The 18,355-nt window shown below is 68.8% G+C and carries 18 protein-coding genes; 9 read left to right on the top strand and 9 right to left on the bottom strand.

What is annotated here, in order from left to right; genetic code table 11:
• Positions 1 to 72 precede the first annotated feature (72 nt).
• The 5 genes from ACFWNN_RS35585 to ACFWNN_RS35605 all read left to right on the top strand — a co-directional run bounded on the left by ACFWNN_RS35585 (position 73) and on the right by ACFWNN_RS35605 (position 5,556).
• Positions 73 to 1,545, top strand: a complete 1,473-nt coding sequence (locus ACFWNN_RS35585) for a methyltransferase (RefSeq protein WP_382444342.1) — start codon at positions 73 to 75, stop codon at positions 1,543 to 1,545.
• Positions 1,542 to 1,967, top strand: coding sequence for a D-aminoacyl-tRNA deacylase (gene dtd, locus ACFWNN_RS35590; RefSeq protein ID WP_382444343.1), 426 nt, complete (start codon positions 1,542 to 1,544; stop codon positions 1,965 to 1,967). The genes ACFWNN_RS35585 and dtd overlap by 4 nt, the downstream gene beginning before the upstream one ends.
• Positions 1,968 to 2,217: 250 nt before the next feature.
• The gene (locus tag ACFWNN_RS35595; RefSeq protein WP_285647443.1) at positions 2,218 to 3,207 is read left to right on the top strand and encodes a sigma-70 family RNA polymerase sigma factor; all 990 of its coding nucleotides are present in this window, start codon (positions 2,218 to 2,220) and stop codon (positions 3,205 to 3,207) included.
• A 240-nt stretch (positions 3,208 to 3,447) separates the two neighbouring features.
• Positions 3,448 to 5,112 carry a fumarate hydratase gene (locus ACFWNN_RS35600; RefSeq protein WP_382444344.1) on the top strand — a complete coding sequence of 555 codons (1,665 nt, stop codon included), beginning with the start codon at positions 3,448 to 3,450 and terminating at the stop codon, positions 5,110 to 5,112.
• Between the two features lie 87 nt (positions 5,113 to 5,199).
• Positions 5,200 to 5,556, top strand: coding sequence for a glyoxalase (locus tag ACFWNN_RS35605; RefSeq protein ID WP_382444345.1), 357 nt, complete (start codon positions 5,200 to 5,202; stop codon positions 5,554 to 5,556).
• A gap of 146 nt (positions 5,557 to 5,702) precedes the next feature.
• Here ACFWNN_RS35605 and ACFWNN_RS35610 read toward each other — a convergent pair whose 3' ends face one another.
• The 8 genes from ACFWNN_RS35610 to ACFWNN_RS35645 all read right to left on the bottom strand — a co-directional run bounded on the left by ACFWNN_RS35610 (position 5,703) and on the right by ACFWNN_RS35645 (position 13,401).
• Positions 5,703 to 6,239 carry a hypothetical protein gene (locus tag ACFWNN_RS35610; RefSeq protein WP_382444346.1) on the bottom strand — a complete coding sequence of 179 codons (537 nt, stop codon included), beginning with the start codon at positions 6,237 to 6,239 and terminating at the stop codon, positions 5,703 to 5,705.
• 143 nt (positions 6,240 to 6,382) lie between these two features.
• On the bottom strand, positions 6,383 to 6,853 hold the full coding sequence (locus ACFWNN_RS35615; RefSeq protein ID WP_382444347.1) for a hypothetical protein: 471 nt from the start codon (positions 6,851 to 6,853) through the stop codon (positions 6,383 to 6,385).
• A 74-nt stretch (positions 6,854 to 6,927) separates the two neighbouring features.
• Positions 6,928 to 8,055: a hypothetical protein gene (locus tag ACFWNN_RS35620; RefSeq protein ID WP_382444348.1), complete on the bottom strand. Its 1,128-nt coding sequence runs from the start codon at positions 8,053 to 8,055 to the stop codon at positions 6,928 to 6,930.
• Positions 8,052 to 9,311, bottom strand: a complete 1,260-nt coding sequence (locus tag ACFWNN_RS35625) for a glucarate dehydratase family protein (RefSeq protein WP_382444349.1) — start codon at positions 9,309 to 9,311, stop codon at positions 8,052 to 8,054. Before ACFWNN_RS35625 ends, ACFWNN_RS35620 begins: the two co-directional genes overlap by 4 nt.
• A gap of 13 nt (positions 9,312 to 9,324) precedes the next feature.
• Entirely contained in the window at positions 9,325 to 10,227 is a 903-nt protein-coding gene (locus tag ACFWNN_RS35630; RefSeq protein WP_382444350.1) for a 5-dehydro-4-deoxyglucarate dehydratase, read from the bottom strand.
• An 8-nt stretch (positions 10,228 to 10,235) separates the two neighbouring features.
• On the bottom strand, positions 10,236 to 11,117 hold the full coding sequence (locus ACFWNN_RS35635; protein WP_382444351.1) for a carbohydrate ABC transporter permease: 882 nt from the start codon (positions 11,115 to 11,117) through the stop codon (positions 10,236 to 10,238).
• A complete protein-coding gene (locus ACFWNN_RS35640) occupies positions 11,114 to 12,004 on the bottom strand; it encodes a carbohydrate ABC transporter permease (RefSeq protein ID WP_382444352.1) in 891 nt (296 codons plus the stop codon). Before ACFWNN_RS35640 ends, ACFWNN_RS35635 begins: the two co-directional genes overlap by 4 nt.
• 77 nt (positions 12,005 to 12,081) lie before the next feature.
• A complete protein-coding gene (locus tag ACFWNN_RS35645; RefSeq protein WP_382444353.1) occupies positions 12,082 to 13,401 on the bottom strand; it encodes an extracellular solute-binding protein in 1,320 nt (439 codons plus the stop codon).
• A 126-nt stretch (positions 13,402 to 13,527) separates the two neighbouring features.
• Between ACFWNN_RS35645 and ACFWNN_RS35650 the strand changes: the two genes are divergently transcribed.
• The 4 genes from ACFWNN_RS35650 (at position 13,528) to ACFWNN_RS35665 (ending at position 17,784) form a co-directional block, all read left to right on the top strand.
• Positions 13,528 to 14,316 (top strand): IclR family transcriptional regulator, encoded by a 789-nt coding sequence (locus tag ACFWNN_RS35650; RefSeq protein WP_382444354.1) that lies wholly within the window; start codon positions 13,528 to 13,530, stop codon positions 14,314 to 14,316.
• A gap of 42 nt (positions 14,317 to 14,358) precedes the next feature.
• Positions 14,359 to 15,186, top strand: a complete 828-nt coding sequence (locus ACFWNN_RS35655) for an NAD-dependent epimerase/dehydratase family protein (RefSeq protein ID WP_382444355.1) — start codon at positions 14,359 to 14,361, stop codon at positions 15,184 to 15,186.
• Positions 15,183 to 16,685, top strand: coding sequence for an aldehyde dehydrogenase (NADP(+)) (locus ACFWNN_RS35660; protein ID WP_382444356.1), 1,503 nt, complete (start codon positions 15,183 to 15,185; stop codon positions 16,683 to 16,685). Before ACFWNN_RS35655 ends, ACFWNN_RS35660 begins: the two co-directional genes overlap by 4 nt.
• A 310-nt stretch (positions 16,686 to 16,995) precedes the next feature.
• Positions 16,996 to 17,784, top strand: a complete 789-nt coding sequence (locus tag ACFWNN_RS35665) for a radical SAM protein (RefSeq protein ID WP_382444357.1) — start codon at positions 16,996 to 16,998, stop codon at positions 17,782 to 17,784.
• A gap of 22 nt (positions 17,785 to 17,806) precedes the next feature.
• On the opposite strand, the gene cpt is transcribed toward ACFWNN_RS35665, so the two are convergent.
• Positions 17,807 to 18,346, bottom strand: coding sequence for a chloramphenicol phosphotransferase CPT (gene cpt, locus ACFWNN_RS35670; protein ID WP_382444358.1), 540 nt, complete (start codon positions 18,344 to 18,346; stop codon positions 17,807 to 17,809).
• Positions 18,347 to 18,355 lie beyond the last annotated feature (9 nt).

Below are 18,355 nucleotides of genomic sequence, written 5' to 3' on the forward strand. Positions count from 1 at the left end.
ACGCCGGCGACGCCACGAGGCCGCGCCGGGGTCACCCTGGGTCCGCGCTGGGTCCACGCCGGATCCGGGGGCGTGAAAACATCTCCTCCCGTGCACCCCGATCTTTCTGCTGACCTGTGCGCCCGTCTGCGCGAGGCCTTCCTGAACGCCGGCTACACCGCGGACGGCGTCGTCGACGCGCTCGGCCCGCAGGCCCACGCCGCGCTCGGCCGCGGCGAACCGGAGCCCGCCCGCCGCGCGAGCAAGGACGCCGGGTCGCTCGGCACGCTGATCCGCCTGTTCCTGCTCGGCGACGAGGAGCCGGAGAAGGACGTCCGCGCGGCGCTGGCCGGTGTCGACATCGACGACGCCGTCCGGAACGAGGTCCTCTCCAAAGATCTGAAGGCCGGACTGGACGTCAGGCCGTACGAGGACAACTGGTGGGTCATCGCCGACCTCGACTCCGACGTGCGCGGCGGCGCCGTCCCCGAGGACCACGTGCTCGGCGTCGGCCACGCGTCCATCAGCCTCGCCCGCGCCACCAAGCGCACGCCCGTCGGCACGTTGCTCGACCTCGGCACCGGCTGCGGCGTCCAGGCCCTGCACGCCAGCACCTACGCCCAGAAGATCACCGCCACCGACCTGTCCGAACGCGCGCTGAGGCTCGCCCAGGGCACGTTCCGGATGAACGAGCTCGACGTCGAGACGCTGCAGGGCGAGTGGTTCGGCCCGGTCCGCAACCGCCGGTTCGACCAGGTCGTCTGCAACCCGCCGTTCGTCGTCGGCCCGCCCCGCGTCGACTTCGTCTACCGCGACTCCGGCCTCGGCGGCGACGACGCGTCGGCGCTGGTCATCCGCCAGCTGCCCGCGTTCCTCAACGAGGGCGGCGTCGGCCAGCTGCTCGCGTCCTGGGTGCACCGCAAGGGCGAGGACTGGGAGGAGCGCGTCTCCGGCTGGCTCCCCCGCGGCGGCATCGACGCGTGGTTCGTGCAGCGCGACATCGCCGAGCCGGCGCTGTACGTCGGCACGTGGCTCAAGGACGCGGGCGTGGACCCGCGCAGCCCCGAGGGCAGGCAGAAGGCCTCCGCGTGGCTCGACTGGTTCGAGGAGAACGACGTCCAGGGCGTCGGCTTCGGCTACGTGACGCTGCGCCGCACCGACGAGATGCACTCCCAGGTCATCTGCGAGGACCTGCGTCACGCCTACGACGACCCGCTGGGTCCCGAGGCCGCGCGCTGGCTCGACAACGTCGCGTGGCTCCGCGCGAACCCCGACCTGCTCGGTCAGCGGTTCCGGGTCGCCGACACCGTGCTGCTCGAAGAGGTGTCCGAGGCGGGCGACGAGGGCTGGCGCAAGGTCGTCGCGCGGCTGCACCGCACCGACGGGCCCGGTTGGCAGCACGAGGTCGACGAGGCGACGGCCAAGCTCGTCGCGGGCTGCAACGGCGCGCTGCCGCTGGAGGACCTGCTCGCTCTCCTGGAGTTCGCTTACGGAGAAATCGACGCGGAAGCGGCCTTGCCGATCGTTCGTGATCTCATCCGGCACGGAATGTTGATTCCCGCGTGAAAGCGGTTGTGGCGCGCGTCACAGAAGCGAGTGTCGAAGTCGAAGGGAAGATCGTCGGCGCGATCGACGAGCCCGGATTGCTGGTGCTGCTCGGCGTCCATCACGACGACACACCCGAGCACGCGGTCAAAATGGCGCAGAAGCTGCACGGGTTGCGCATCCTCGACGACGAGCAGTCGTGCGAGTCGACCGGTGCTCCGCTGCTGGTCGTCAGCCAGTTCACCCTCTACGGGGACACTCGGAAGGGTCGCCGTCCGTCCTGGACGGCGGCCGCCCGGCCCGAGCACGCGGAACCGTTGGTGAACGCCGTCGTGCAGGAACTACGCCAAAAGGGCGCCCGCGTCGAAACGGGACGATTCAGAGCCGAGATGAAGGTACGGAGCGTGAACGACGGTCCGTTCACGGTGATCGTAGAGCTCTGAGTAAAGGGTTCTCAGGCAGTTCTCAGATTAGTCGCGCAACCGCTGTGACAGCGGTGACGTCTTCAGGTCATGGAAGTCGGGAACGAATTCGGAATCGCGTTCGTTACCCAGGTATCAGCCAGCTAGCGATGGGATCCCGAGCGGGCCCGCCGCAACCGGCAACCAGGGCGCAGCGCCGCGCCGCCTTGACCGCCACGCGCGACTGTCCTCACCGACAGCAGCGTCGCCCGCACCAGGGGGAGGGAGATCCATGACCGTCACGAGGATCTCCGACCGTGAAGTCGGAGAGAACACGCCCACCGTCGTCGAGCACGAACTCGACGCGCAGGGACCAGCAGCCGACCTCGTTCGAGTCTACCTGAACGGAATCGGCAAGACCGCGCTCCTCACCGCCGAGGAGGAGGTGGAGCTCGCCAAGCGCATCGAGGCCGGTGTGTTCGCGCAGCACGTCATGGAGACGGCCAAGCGCCTCACCCCCACCCGTCGCGAAGAGCTGGGGGAGCTCGTCCGCGACGGCCGCCGCGCCAAGGACCACCTGCTCAAGGCCAACCTGCGCCTCGTCGTGTCGCTGGCCAAGCGCTACACGGGCCGCGGCATGCCTCTGCTGGACCTGATCCAGGAAGGCAACCTGGGCCTGATCAGGGCGGTCGAGAAGTTCGACTACACCAAGGGCTTCAAGTTCTCGACGTACGCGACGTGGTGGATCCGCCAGGCGATCACCCGCGGCATGGCCGACCAGGGCCGCACCATCCGCCTCCCCGTCCACCTCGTCGAGCAGGTGAACAAGCTCGCGCGGATCAAGCGCGACCTGCACCAGACGCTCGGCCGCGAGGCGACGAACGAGGAGCTGGCGAAGGAAGCGGGCCTGAACGTCGACAAGGTCGCGGACCTGCTCGACCACGCCCGTGACCCGGTATCGCTCGACATGCCGGTCGGCACGGAGGAGGACGCGCCCCTCGGTGACTTCATCGAGGACTCGGACGCCACCGACGCCGAGAGCGCCGTCATCTCCGGGCTGCTGCAGGACGACCTGCGCCGCGTGCTCGCGACGCTGGAGCCGCGCGAGCAGGCCGTGATCCGGCTGCGCTACGGCCTGGAGGACGGCCAGCCGCGCACGCTGGACCAGATCGGCAAGCGGTTCGGCCTGTCTCGCGAACGGGTGCGTCAGATCGAGCGTGAAGTCATGTCGAAGCTTCGGCAGGGCGAGCGGGCGGCGAAGCTGCGGGCCTACGCCTCGTAACTCACCCGTCCGGCAGTATTGACTTGTGACTCAACTCACGGCACGGTCGGGCGTTACCAGAGCCACGCGACGCCCGTCGTGAGTCGGGTGAAGCACGCGAAGGAAGGTCGGGACGGCCGGGGGCCGCCCCGGCCTTCCGCGTTTCGGGGCGGCCGAGGCGAAGAACACGGTGGACGCGAGCCGATACGCCGCTTTGGTGGCGGTACGGTTTTCTGATCCGAACTGCACACCGTTGGAGTTGTGTACGCCGTGCCCACCACTTTCGAGTACACCGACGTCCTTCCGCTCGCGAAGGACACCGAGACCGAGTACCGCCTCGTCACGTCGGACGGGGTGAAGCTGATCGAGGCCGGTGACCGCAAGTTCCTGGAGATCGCGCCCGAGACGCTGACGCTGCTCGCGAAGGAAGCGATCCGGGACATCCAGCACCTGCTGCGCCCGTCCCACCTCGCCCAGCTGCGCAAGATCATCGACGACCCGGAGGCGTCCGGCAACGACCGGTTCGTCGCCATGGACCTGCTGCGCAACGCCGCCATCGCGTCCGGCGGCGTGCTGCCGATGTGCCAGGACACCGGTACCGCGATCATCATGGGCAAGCGCTCCGAGACCGTCCTGACCGGCGGTGACGACGAGAAGGCGCTCGCCCGTGGCGTCTTCGAGGCGTACCAGGAGCTCAACCTGCGCTACTCGCAGATGGCTCCCGTGACGTTCTGGGACGAGAAGAACACCGGAACGAACCTGCCCGCGCAGATCGAGGTGTTCCACAAGCCCGGCCAGGAGCCCGTCTACGAGTTCCTGTTCATGGCCAAGGGCGGGGGCAGCGCCAACAAGACGTTCCTCTACCAGGAGACGAAGGCGGTGCTGAACCCGAAGCGCCTCGCGTCGTTCCTGGACGAGAAGCTGCGCTCGCTCGGCACCGCGGCCTGCCCGCCGTACCACCTGGCGGTCGTCGTCGGCGGCCTGTCCGCCGAGCAGAACCTCAAGGTCGCGAAGCTCGCCTCAGCCCGCTACCTGGACGACCTGCCGACCGAGGGCTCCCCCGCGGGCCACGCGTTCCGCGACAAGGACCTCGAGGAGCAGGTCCTGGAGCTCACGCGCAACTTCGGCATCGGCGCCCAGTTCGGCGGCAAGTACTTCTGCCACGACGTGCGCGTCATCCGTCTCCCCCGCCACGGCGCGTCGCTGCCGGTCGGCATCGCGGTCTCGTGCTCGGCCGACCGCCAGGCCAAGGCCCGCATCACGTCCGAGGGCGTGTTCCTGGAGCAGATGGAACGCGACCCCGCGCAGTTCCTGCCCGAGATCGAGGGCGAGGACCTGTCCGACGAGGTCGTCAACATCGACCTGACGCGCCCGATGTCGGAGATCCGCGACATCCTCACCAAGCTCCCGGTGAAGACCCGCGTGTCCCTCACCGGCCCGCTGGTCGTGGCCCGCGACATCGCGCACGCCAAGATCAAGGAACGCCTCGACGCCGGCGAGGACATGCCGCAGTACATGAAGGACCACCCGGTCTACTACGCCGGACCGGCCAAGACGCCCGAGGGCTACGCGTCGGGCTCGTTCGGACCGACGACCGCGGGCCGCATGGACTCCTACGTCGAACAGTTCCAGGCCGCGGGCGGCTCGATGGTGATGCTCGCCAAGGGCAACCGCTCCAAGCAGGTCACCAACGCGTGCGCCACGCACGGCGGCTTCTACCTGGGCTCGATCGGCGGCCCCGCCGCCCGCCTGGCCCAGGACTGCATCCGCAAGGTCGAGGTGCTCGAGTACCCCGAACTCGGCATGGAAGCCGTCTGGAAGATCGAGGTCGAGGACTTCCCGGCCTTCGTCGTCGTCGACGACAAGGGCAACGACTTCTTCGCCGAGACCTCCACCCCGACCCTCCAGATCAGTTTCCGTCGTTGATTTTCAGGCGCTAGCCCCTCTAACACCCGCGAAACCCCCGATCTAACAGTACGGTTGTACCGCTAACCGTCGATCGGGGGTTTCGTCGTGATCCACCACGTGCAGGTCGCCTGCCCCGCAGGCGCCGAGGACGACCAACGCGCCTTCTACACGGGCGTGCTCGGCTGGCCCGAACTGCCCAAGCCACCCCTGCTCGCCGCCCGCGGCGGCTGCTGGTTCGCCGTGCCGGGCGGCGGCGAGGTGCACGTAGGCGTCGAAGCCGACTTCCGCCCTGCTCTCAAGGCGCATCCGGCGTTCGTCGTCGACGTGATGCGCGTAGCCGAGGCGGTGGCCGCGGCAGGCCATCCCGTCGTCTGGGCCGACCCGGCGGAGATCCCTGGACGGCTCCGCTTCCACACGTTCGACGGCGTCGGCAACCGCGTCGAGTTCCTGGCTGACGCGTGAAACCTGATCTTGGTGCCTCAGGACGATCAGCGCAAGGGGGCGATGGCCAGTGCGGCGGTCACTCGGTCTGGGAGCAGGGCGGCGCACGCGAGGGCGTGTGGTGCGCCGCCGATGGGCCGGAGGTCCGCCGGGTCAACTCGGCGGCCTCAGGCGGATTCCTCGCGGGCTTCGAGGACCAGGCGGCGGTCGCCCAGCGGGGCGTCCAGGCGCACGGTCAGGGGGACCTGGCGGACCTCCTGGGTGCAGACGGTGCCCGCGGGTTGCTTGGTGATGGTGACGAGGGTGATCTGGACTACGTCCGCGGACTGGCCGGTGATCTCGGCTCGGGCTTCCTTGCAGCCACCGCCCACGCCGAAGACCTCCACGTCGCGGCCGTCGCCGAAGACGTAGGCCTCGTCGCGGTAGGTGTCTGACAACGATGTCGTGTCGACCTTCTCCTTCGCCACGGGCGTGACGTTGGGGGGCACGACGGGCTTTTCCTCCGAGATCGAGACCGGAGGTTGTACGGGTGCGGTCGGGTTCGTGCCGGACGAGCCCGTTCCCGGGGTGCCGCTCGAGCCGGGGGCACTCGTGCCCGTGGGTGAGGTGCCCGACGAACTGGAGCCGGGCGCGCTCGACTGCGTGCCGGACGAACAGCCGACGAGCACGACGGCGAGAGCAACGGCAGCGACGGCGTTTCTCATGGCGCCCATCCTCGCAAACCGGGACAGGAAGTCCCCGTAAATGTCCTGCGGAATGTCCGGTCAGAAGTTGTTAGAAGGTCTAACGGGAGTTAGAGGTACCCGGCCGGCGGGGCAGGTGCCGGCCGGGCACCGGGGAGGGAGGTCTACTTCTCTTCCGTCCGCGACGTCAGCACGACCGTGCGCTCGGCCAGGGGCTCGGACAGCTGCACGGTGAGCGGGGGGAAGCGGATGTCCATCGTGCACATCTGCTTGGTCAGCGGCAGTGTTTCGAGCAGCTCGATCTTGACGGTGGTGGCGTTCTGCTCCAGCACCGAAGCGCTCGCCTTGCCGCAGCCGCCCTCCTGGGCCACCACACCGACCGTTTTCCCGTCAGCCGCTGTCCACACGGTGCGCGGAAAGTCCGCGGGCAGACCGTTGGCGTCGAGCTTGGTCACGGGTTTGCCGTCCGGCGGCACTTCACCGGGTGCGATGTTCGGCGGGACCTCGGAGGACGAGGTGGCGACAGGAAGTTCCTGACCGCCACCCGCTCCAGTGCCCGCGTTCTGCGCACTGCCACAGGCCGAGATGACGAGCAGCAGGACGCCAGTGCCAACTACGGTTCCTATGTGCCTCATGGTGAGAGGACGGAACCACCGTCACAACGGGTTGCAGGCACTTCTCTTCACAGTTACCGGCTAACGCCGAAGCGTCACCGGTTGACGGCCGTGACAGCCTCTCGCAAAGCTGACAGCCTGGCCGCGGACGCGAGACCCCCGTGGTAGAGGTGGAACTCCTCCACACCGGCGTCGGCGTACGCGAGCCACTCCTTCGTCAGCGCGGCACCGTCGGCGGGCTTCGGCGGCAACCCCAGTACGTACGCGGCGATCCGCGTGTCCGGAGCGACGGCGCGCAGAGCCTCGATGCCCGGCACCGCGACGTCCGGCCCTGGCCAGCACATCGTCGTCAGCACGTCGACGTCCGCGTCGACTCCACCCGCGACGGTCGCGAACGGCCCGGTGCCCCAGGGGTCCGCCGTCACGTGCATGCCCACCCGGATCGAGGGCGCGGCGGCACGGATCTCGCCGACCAGGCGCTGCCGCAACGACCGCACGACTCCCGTGCGCACGGCGCGAACGTCATCCGCGAGCGCACCCAGCGCTTCCTCAACGGTGGGTGCGCCGCGATCAACCCCGGCCCGGACCGCTTCACGCAGGGCATCCGGGTCGGCGTACAGGGCAGTGCAGGCAGAGCAGAAGCACAGCGACAACAGCTTCTGCTGCACCGCGTTCCAGTCCGTGCCGTCGGTCTTCTCGTGGTGCCCGCCGTGGAAGAACCCCAGCGGCCCGGCGGCCTCCAGGACGATGCCGTCCGGCGCGCCGAGCTCCAGCACCTCCGACACCAGCACCGACGTGTACTCGACGACGTCGGGCTGCGCCGTGCACAGCGCGTACGGGTAGCGATCCCCGAACGCGTTCACCACGGTGAGATCGGGATGCAGGTCGCCCAGCCGCGAGCTGTGCGTCAGCACCGTCCACGCGTACACCGGAAGCCCGGCGGCACGAACCAGCGCGGCCGCGTCACCGAACGAATCCGAACCGTCCACCCAGGACGGTTCGGCCGGCACCAGACGGCCGTACTTCTCCGCGCGCACCGGCAGGTAGAACGCCGCGTGCCGCGCGTCCACCAGGCGATGCGACGGGTGCAGCGGCGTCGCGGCCCGCACCGTGTGGTACGACGCGGCAAGGGCGATCGCGTCGACGCCGAGGTCCTGGTACCGCGCGACGGCCTCATGGTCTCCGATCAGGTCCCACGGGTAGGCGTGGACAACCGACTTCACCACCGGGGACGCTTCCTCTCGTAGCTCGGGTCGAACTTCTGCATGTAGCCCGTGTCGTCACGAGCCGTGATGCCGCACCGGACGTAGTTCTCCGCCAGGCGCGCCAACGCGTCGCGGTCCAGCGACACACCGAGCCCAGGCGTCACCGGAACCGGCACGGCTCCGTCCACGAAGGACAGGACACCTGGTTCGACGACCTCGTCGGCCGCGTTCCACGGGTAGTGCGTGTCGCAGGCGTAGTTCAGGTTCGGCGTCGCCGCGGCCAGGTGCGTCATCGCGGCCAGCGAGATGCCGAGGTGCGAGTTCGAGTGCATCGACAGGCCGATGCCGAACGTCTGGCAGATCATGCCGAGCTGCCGCGACCGCTGCAGACCGCCCCAGTAGTGGTGGTCCGACAGCAGCACCTGCACGGCGTCCTGCTCCACCGACGGCCGCAGGTGCTCGAACGCGACCACGCACATGTTGGTGGCCAGCGGCATCGGCGCCTTCGCGGCGACCTCCGCCATCCCGGAGATCTCCGGCGTCGGGTCCTCCAGGTACTCCAGCACGCCGTCGAGCTCGGCGGCGACGCGCAACGACGTCTCGACCGACCACGCCGCGTTGGGGTCGAGCCGCAGCGGGTGGTCCGGGAACGCCTCGCGCAACGCGCGGATCGCCTCGATCTCCTGCTCCGGCGGGAAGACACCGCCCTTGAGCTTGATCGACCCGAACCCGTACTGGGAGATCATCTTCGACGCCTGCGCCACGATCCCGGCGGGGTCGATCGCCTCGCCCCACCCGTCGGGCTCGGCACCGGGGTGCCCGTCCCACTTGTAGAACAGGTAGGCGGAGTACGGCACCGAGGAGCGCACCGCGCCGCCCAGCAGGTCGTGCACCGGACGTCCCAGGGCCTTGCCCTGGATGTCCAGGCACGCCACCTCGAACGGCGAGTACACCCGGTCGACGGTGCTCTCGGCGGTGATCTTCCCGGTCAGGCCGTGCTTGTCCGGCCCGGCCTTGCCACCGAGGATCGCGGCCACCCGCGCGTGCATCTCGTTGAGAGCGAACACGTCAAGACCGATCAGGGAGTCCACAACGGACCGCGAGCGCTCCAGGTGCCCGAGGTCGCCGTACGTCTCCCCCAGCCCCGAGACGCCTTCGTCGGTGTGCACCTCGACGATCGTGCGCAGCGCCCACGGCTCGTGCACGCCGGCCGAGTTGAGCAGCGGCGGGTCCCGGAACGCGATCGGTGTCAGGACAATCTCGGTGATCTTCATGCCGACCGCCCTCTCAGCTCAGCAGTGCCTTACCAGCGGCGATGATCTTGTCCAGCGCGGCCAGGTGCTCGTCGGCCGGGTCGACCAGCGGGGCGCGCACGCCGCCGACGTCGAGGCCGTTCGCGCGCACCGCTGCCTTCACCAGCGCGACCGCGTAGCCGGGGACCTTGTCCCGCAGCTCGACCAGCGGCTTGTAGAACTCGTACAGGAACCGGTTCACCAGCTCGGTGTCGCCCGCCTGTACAGCGTTGTAAAAACCGATCGAGATCTCCGGCGCGAAGCAGAACACCGCCGACGAGTACAGCTCGACCCCGATCGCCCGGTACGCGAGCTGCGTCATCTCCGCGGTCGGCAGGCCGTTGAAGAACTGGAACGGCTTGTCAACGTTGGCACGGACGGACAGCACGATCCGCTGCATCTGGTCGAGGTCGCCCAGGCCGTCCTTGAAGCCCACCACGTTCGGGATCTTCGCGACCTCGACGGCGGTCTCCGGCGTGAACCGCGCGTTGTTGCGCTGGTACACGATGACCGGCAGTGCGGACGCGCCGGCGGCCTCCGCGACGTACCGCACGAGCCCCGCGGCGGGGTTCGTCACCAGGTACGGCGGCAGCAGCAGGATGCCTTGCGCACCAGCGCGTTCGGCGGCCCGCACGAACTGCTTGGTCGCGGCGATCGACCCGCCGGCGCCGGCGAACACCGGCACCTTGCCGGCGGTGGCCTCGACCGCGACGGCGACGGCCCGTTCGAACTCCTCCAGCCCCAAGGCGTGGAACTCGCCGGTGCCGCACGCGACGAACACCGCGCCCGGCCCGGCGGAGACACCGTGCTTGACGTGCTCGGCGAGCACGTCGTACGCGATGTTCCCCTCGCTGTCGAACGGGGTCACCGGAAAGAACAGCACACCATCGAGTTGCATAACCAGACTCATCCCTTGATCGCTCCGGTGGTGATCCCACGCAGGAAGGACTTCTGCAACGACAGGTACACGATCAGGCTCGGTACCAGCGCCAGCAACGCACCGGCCAGCACGATGCCCGTTCCGACCATGTCGTCGGAGCGGAGCGCGAGAAGTGCGACCGTGAGCGTGTAATCGGAGGGGTCAGCGGCGACGATCAGGGGGAGCAGGTACTGCTCCCAAATCATGTTGAAGCCGAACACGGCGATCACGCCGAGCGCGGGTTTGCACAGCGGGAGGATGATCTGCGCGAAGAGACGCAGCTCCCCGGCACCGTCCACTTTGGCCGCTTCCTCCAGCTCGTTGGGGATCTCCTTCATGAACTCCGTCATGACGAAGATGGAGAAACCCCAAGCCCCTAGCGGGAGGATGACGCCGAGCAGGGTGCCCTTGAGACTCACGTGCACCAGTGGTAGGTCTCCGATCACCAGCGAGAGCGGGATCGCGATGACCTCCTCCGGCAACATCATCGTGGCGAGGATGACCAGCAGTGCGATGGCCTGACCGCGGAACTTCTTGCGCGCCAACGCGTACGCGGCGAAAACGCTCACCGCCAGCTGCAACAGCAGCGCACCACCCGCGATGATCAGCGAGTTCATCAGGTAGTGCCAGATCTTGTTCTCCGCCGCCACCCGGAAGTTGATCAGCGACGGGTTGTCCGGGATGACCGACAGCTGGGTCGGGTCCGGGTTGTTGTCGAACGCGCCGGAGAAGATGACCAGCAGCGGCCCGCAGAAAAGGATTACAGCGAGGGCCGAGAAGAGGAACCGGATGCCCTTGCTGACCCACGCGTCCGGGCGCGCGGACCAGCCGATGGCGCTGTCGAACCGGCTTGAGTTCACCGTGCTCATCGCGCTTCCCTCCTGCGGCGGTACCACTGCACGCTGACCGTGAGAATCAGTGTTACCAGGAACAACAACACCGAACCAGCCGACGCGAGTCCGGCTTCGGACTGTTCGAACGCCGTGGTGTACACGCGGGTCATCCAGACGTCGGTCGATCCCGCGGGACCACCGCCGGTGAGGACGTACACCTCGGTGAAGACGCGCAGGCCGCGGATCGCCGCCAGCGTCAGCAGGATCGTGATGACCGGCCGCAACGCGGGGAGCGTGACGTTCCAGATCCGCTGCGGCGTCGAGGCCCCGTCGATCGCGGCCGCCTCGTACTGCTGGCGGTCGATGCCGGCGAGCCCGGCGAGGATCAGCACCATGTCGTACGGCGCGTGCTTCCAGATGCCGACGAACATGACCGACACCAGTGAGGTGTCCGTGTTGTGGATGTACTCCCACGGCCCGAGGCCCACCCACGAGATCAGCTCGTTGAGGAAGCCCTCCGGCGCCGGGTAGAAGAACAGCCGCCAGATCTCGCCGATGACCGCGGTGGCCGCCACGACGGGCAGGAACACCGCGGACCGGACGAACCACAACGACTTGGTGTGGCCTTCCAGCAGCAACGCCAGGAAGAAGCCGATCACCATCGCGCCGATCGTCTGACCGCCGGCCAGCACGAGCGTGTGCCAGCTGGCGGTCAGGAACTTCTCGTCCTGCAGGATCGTCGCGTAGTTCTTGAAGCCGACGAAGATGTCCCCGAGGAACGGCCGGACCTCGAACAGCGAGAGCCGGATGCCCTCGGCCATCGGGATGAACTTGAAGACCAGGAAGATCAGCGCGGCGGGAAGCAGGAAGAGCCACGGGATGTAGGTGGCTCCCGTGAGGCGGCGCCGGCGGCGCCGCCTCACGGGGTGGGTTTCGACGGCACCGCCGCCACTAGCCGTCGAGCCCACGTCTCGGGTTTCGCCGAGTGACTGAACAGAGGTCACTTCGACGCCTTCTGGTTTTCGAGTTCCTTCTTGAGGGCTTCCGCGAGGGTCTTCAGCTCAGCCGAGGGGTCCGCGGGGCACTTCGCGAAGATGGAGTTGAGGGTCTCCGAGGTCTTCTGCCGGAACGGCGCGAAGTTCGGGACGCTGGGGAACGGCCGCGCCTCGCTCTGGTACACGCCCGCCACGGTCGCCCAGCGCGGGTCCTTGTACGTCGCGTTGACGTCGACGGTCTTGTTCACGGGGAGCCGCACGACCGGCTGCGGGTCGCCCTTCATGCCGGCCTGCTGCGCCTCGGGCGTGATCAGGTACTCGGCGAGCTTCTTCTGGTCGGCGATCTTCGCGGAGCCGGCCATCTGGTAGATGTTCTCGCCCTCACCGAGCACGGTGGCGCCGGCCGGTCCCTTCGGGGACGCGACGACCTCGTACTTGTCCTTGCCCATCGACTTGTCGAAGCGGCCGATCATGTACGGGCCGGTGAGGTAGATGCCGCTCTTGCCGGACTCGAACAGCGGGTGCGCGTCGTTCGTGCCGAGGGTCAGCGAGCCGGGCTGCATGACCTTGTCGTCGCAGAAGAGCTTGCGCAGCCGTTCGACGGCCTTGGTGGACTCCGGCGAGTCGATGCCGACGCGGAACTTGCCGTCGCCCTCGTCCTCGAGGATGTCGCCGCCGCCCTGCCAGATGTAGCTCGCGGCCCACCAGGCGAGGTAGCCGCGGTCGGTCGTGCCCGGCACGAGCATGCCGTAGGTGTCGTTCTGCCCGTTGCCGTCGGGGTCGTTGAAGGTGAACGCCTTCGCGAGGTCGTCCAGCTCCTCCCACGTGGTGGGGACGGGCTTGCCGAGCTTCTCGCGCCAGTCCTTGCGGATCAGCGTGACCATCGCCTGGGTGGAGTAGGGAATGGCGTAGAACTTGCCGTCCGCGCCCTTCCCGTTGTTCCACGCGCGGTCGACGATGTCGCCGGCGCCCGCCACGTCGTCCTTGTTGACCTCGGTCGTCCAGCCCTGCTTGACGAAGTTGCCGAGCGAGCCCGTGTCGGTGATGACGACGTCGGGGAGGTCCTTCGAGGCGGCGCGCTGCTGCACCTGCTTGTCGAAGTCGTTGAAGATCGGCTTGTAGTCGACCTGCACACCGGTCTTCTCGGTGAACGACTTGAAGATCTTCTCGTAGACCTTCGCGGTCGCCTCAGTGGAGCGGGTCCACACCTCCAGAGGCTTGTTCGGGTCCTTGTTCGACGTCGCCGCCGTGCCACCGCTGCCGCATCCCGCGAGCAGCGCGGCCACGCCCAGCGTGGCAAGTGTTGTGGCAGTTCTACGGCGCATCGTCGGAGCCCTTCGTGTTCAGATATGTGAACGTGGGTCGTACTTGTGAACCTGGGTCAGGACTGTAAGAATCAGCACAGCAACGTGTCAAGGGAAAGTTTCTTCCCTGTTTCGAGGAGGCTGCAGGTGGCGTCGCCGATCGGCAAGGGCACGGCTCGACCCGGCGCGGTGAAGTCCGCCGACCGCACGGTGGAGCTTCTCGAGGTGCTGTCCGCGTCAGACCGCAGGTTGACGCTCACGGAGCTGCACCGGGAGCTCAGTTACCCGAAATCCAGCCTTTACATGTTGCTGCAAACGCTTGTGGCGCGTGGGTGGGTGGAGGTCGACTCCGACCGCGGCACGTACGGCATCGGCGTGCGCGCACTGCTCGTCGGTACGTCCTATTTGGACCACGACCCCGTTGTGCGCGCGGCGATCCGGGTGATGGAGCAGGTCCGCCAGGACATCAACGAGACGGTCCACCTTGCCCGTTTGGACGGTGCGGACGTCGTGTACCTCGCGAGCCGCGAGTCCGAGCACCACCTGCGCGTCGTCTCGCGCGTCGGCCGCCGGTTGCCCGCGCACTCGACGTCGCTGGGCAAGGCCGTGCTGTCGACGCGCACGCCGGAGGACGTCGACGCGATCCTGCCCGCCGAGCTGGCGCCGCTGACCCCCAACACCGTGACCGACCGGGCAGCGTTGCACGAGCAGCTCGCCGGGTTCCGCAACGTCGGCTACGCCCACGAACGCGAGGAGAACACGCCCGGGCTGGGCTGCTTCGCGGTGGCGTTGCCGTACCGCAATCCCGTGCTGGACGCCATGAGCTGCTCGGTTCCGCTGGGCAGGCTCACGCCCGAGCACGAACGGCAGGTCGTCGGAGCGCTGCTCGACGCCGCGCGGACGATCACCGAGCTGCTGCGGCAGTTCGGTCGCTGACGTTTTGCCGAATCACCTGAACAAGACGGAGGGTTCCATCCCGTGACCGCACGCATCCTGATCACCGGCGCCGGCGGCGGGGTGGGCACGCTCATGCGCACCCGTCTCGCGGCGCAGGGCCGTGTCCTGCGGCTGCTGGACATCGCGGAGCTGCCCGCGGCCGCCGACGGCGAGAACGTCGAGCTCGTCGAGGCGTCGGTGACCGACATGGCCGCGATGGAGGCGGCGATGAAGGACGTCGACGCGGTGATCCACCTCGGCGGCCACAGCCTGGAAGAGTCGTGGGACAAGATCCTGCGCGTCAACATCGACGGCACGCACACGGTGCTGGAGGCCGCGCGGCGCTCCGGTGTCCGGCGGGTCGTGCTGGCCAGCTCTAACCACGCGGTCGGCTACGTCGAGCGCGCGGACGGCGAGGCGGGCGACTACGCGTTCCCGCGCCCGGACACGTACTACGGAGTGTCCAAAGTGGCCTTGGAGGCACTGGGGTCGCTGTACGCGGACCGCTACGGCATGGACGTGATCGCGGTCCGCATCGGGTCGTGCTTCGAGAAGCCGCGCGACGTGCGGATGCTGTCGACGTGGATGTCGCCGGACGACGGCGCGCGCCTGTTCGAGGCGTGCCTTTCCGTCGAGTCGCCCGGTTTCCGGATCGTCTGGGGGGTTTCGGACAACAAGCGCGGCTGGTTCTCTCTGGAGGAGGCGCGCGCGATCGGGTACGAGCCGCAGGACGACTCCGAGGAGTACGCGGCGGCCGTGCTGGAGCAGCACGGCGGTGAGCTCGACCCCTCGTCGCCCGCGGCGAGGTTCGTTGGCGGGGCCTGGTGCGGCCCCGATTTCGACACGGCAGTCAAGGAGGCAGGGCGTTGAGCCACGTCGTTCAGGGATACAACCCGCGCACCGGTGAGCCGTTCGGCGAGCCGGTCGCCAAGACCCCCGACAGCGAGGTGGATCGGATCGCCTCGGCCGCGGCCGTCGCGTTCACGGCGTGGTCGGCGGTGCCGGCGGCGGAGCGCGCCGTGGTGCTGGAGAAGGTCGCGGACGCGGTCGACGCCGAGTCGTCGTTGCTGATCGAGACCGCCGACGGCGAGACGGCGCTGGGCGTGCCGCGGCTGACGACCGAGCTGAAGCGCACGACGAACCAGCTGCGGTTGTTCGCGGAGGTGCTGCGCGAGGGCAGCTACGTCGAGGCCACTTTGGACACGGCGAACCCGGACATCATCCCGCCGCGGCCGGTGCTGCGGCGCGTTCTCCGTCCACTGGGGACGGTCGCGGTGTTCTCCGCGTCGAACTTCCCGTTCGCGTTCTCGGTGGCCGGCGGTGACACCGCGTCCGCGCTGGCGTCGGGCTGTTCCGTCGTGGTGAAGGCACATTCGGCGCACCCGTCGACCTCGCGCGAGACCGCGCGGGTCGTCGTGGACGCGTTGCGCGAGGCCGGTGCGCCGGAGGGCGTGTTCGGGATCGTGTACGGCACCGAGTCCGGTGTCGCGCTGGTGAAGCACTCCGCGGTGCGCGCGGTCGGGTTCACCGGGTCCACCGGGGGCGGGCGCGCGTTGTTCGACCTGGCGCAGGGCCGGCCGGATCCCATCCCGTTCTACGGCGAGCTGGGCAGCGTGAACCCGACGGTGATCCTGCCGGGCGCCGCGACTCCGGACATCGCGGCCGGGTTCGCCCAGTCGCTGGTGATGGGCGTCGGGCAGTTCTGCACGAACCCCGGCCTGGTGTTCGCGCCGTCGTCGATCGTGCCCGCGCTGGGCGAGGCCGTCGCGGCGTCGTCGGGTGGAGCGATGCTGAACGAGCGGATGTGCGACTCCTACAAGGCGGGCACGGACGCCCTGGCGGCGTCGGACCTGGTGTCCGTGGTGTCGACGGGCACGCGGCCGGACGAGGCGTGGGCGGTGGCTCCGCTGCTGTTCACGACGTCGGTCGAGGTGTTCGAGGAGAACCTGGAGAAGCTGACCGAGGAGCACTTCGGCCCGGCGGCCCTGGTCGTCACCTACTCGTCGCCCGCGGAGCTGCACTCGGTGCTCGCGAAGCTGCCGGGCACGCTGACCGGCACGGTGCACGCGGCCGAGTCCGACCACGTGGAGGCCGGCGAGGTCGCCGAGATCCTGCGGCACGTGGCGGGCCGGCTGATCTTCAACGCCTGGCCGACCGGTGTCGCGGTGGCGTGGGGCCAGCACCACGGCGGTCCGTGGCCGTCGACCACGAACCCGCTGCACACGTCGGTGGGCGCCACGTCGATCCGGCGCTGGATCGCGCCGGTGACCTACCAGTCGTGGCCGGACGCGTTGCTGCCGGCCGAGCTCCAGGACGCGAACCCGCTCGGTATTCCGCGTCGCGTGGACGGCGTGCTCGGCACGCACTGATTCTCGTTCGGAAGCGGGGTCGCCGGCATCACGCCGGCGGCCCCGTTTCTCTTTGCGCGCTCCCACTCCGGTCCCTCCACGCGCCCGCGGAAGCCGTGTCACGGGCGCCCCCTAATGAGACGCTAATGAGACGCGACCGACGGTTGGATTAGTCGGTTATAACCAATACGACGAGGTCTTCGGCCTATTCGTGTCGGCGACATGTCATCCGCTCAACAGCAGACCGATGTTTGAATGAATTCGACAGCTCTTTTTGTGACGAGCCGGTGCAAGATGGGTTATCGCACGGCTACGTCCAGGGGAGTGGGACATGACCGACCTGCGTTTCGCATGGCTTGAGATCACCGGAAAATGCCAGCTGAGCTGCACCCACTGCTACGCGGACTCCGGACCGCGCGGCGACTCGGGGAGACTGGGCGCCACTGATTGGTTGCGCGCCGTCGACGCCGTCGCCGCACTGGGCGCGCACTCGGTTCAGTTCATCGGCGGAGAGCCGACATTGCACCCGGATTTACCGCACTTCATCGACCGCGCACTGACCGCGGGCCTGGAGGTGGAGGTGTTCAGCAATCTCGTGCACATCGGCCCGCGCCTGTGGGAGTCCTTCTCCCGTCCCGGCGTGCGCCTGGCCACTAGTTACTACGCCGCCACCCCGGCCCACCACGAGTCCGTGACGCGCCGCCGCGGCAGCCACGCCCGCACCCGCGCCAACATCGCCGAGGCCCTGAGCCGTGACATCCCCCTGCGCGCCGGCGTGATCGACGTCGGCTCCCCCACCCAGGACGCCGTCGCCGACCTGAAGTCACTCGGCGTCGTCTCGATCGGCACGGACCGGCAACGCGCCGTGGGCCGCGGCGCAAACGCTTCCGCGCTGAACCAGCTGTGCGGCCGCTGCGGCGACGGCGCCGTCGCGATCGCCCCGTCCGGCGACGTCTGGCCGTGCGTCTTCGCCCGTCGCGTGAGCCTGGGCAATATATTGGATACTGATCTGGCGACGATCCTGTCGACGTCGACGTACCGCGCGCCGGTTCCCGTGGGCGCGTCGTGCTGGCCCCAGGGTGGCGGCTCCTGCGCCCCGAACGACGACCCGCCCCGCTGAGTCGTTGCTCGGGGGTCGTTCGTCAGGCGCCGACCGCCGCGGCGATCACCCGCGCACACTCGACGGCCTCGGCCTGGGCGCTGTCGACCTCGACGTCGTAGGTCATCCCGCGGTGCACCAGCTCGGCCTGGGCCTCGGCCATCCCGGCCACCCGATCGCCGCGCGCGAGCTCACGCCCCACCGCCACAGCGGCCTCACACCGCACCCCGACCCACACCACGTCGAGCCCGTCGAGCGCGTCCGCCCACCGCTTCCTCGACTCGGCCCCGCCGAGGAACACGTCGTCGACGATCACCCGAGCCCCGGCGCGCACCATCGCCGCGACCCCCGCCATCCACGCGTCCTCCAGCAGCCGGAACTCGGCCCCGACGCTGACCTCACCGTCCCCGCCGAACCCGATCCCCTCGGAGCCGAGCCGCAACCGCGCCGGCATCACGTCGATCAGCGTGTCGACCCCGACCGCCAGCCACGCCTCGGGCAACACCGCCTGCAGACACCGCGCGATCCCCGACTTGCCGGAGCTGGACCCACCGTTGAGAACGATCACCTGAGCACTCGACACGCCCAGACC

The sequence above is a fragment of the Lentzea sp. NPDC058450 genome (genome assembly GCF_042721395.1).
Taxonomy (GTDB): domain Bacteria; phylum Actinomycetota; class Actinomycetes; order Mycobacteriales; family Pseudonocardiaceae; genus Lentzea.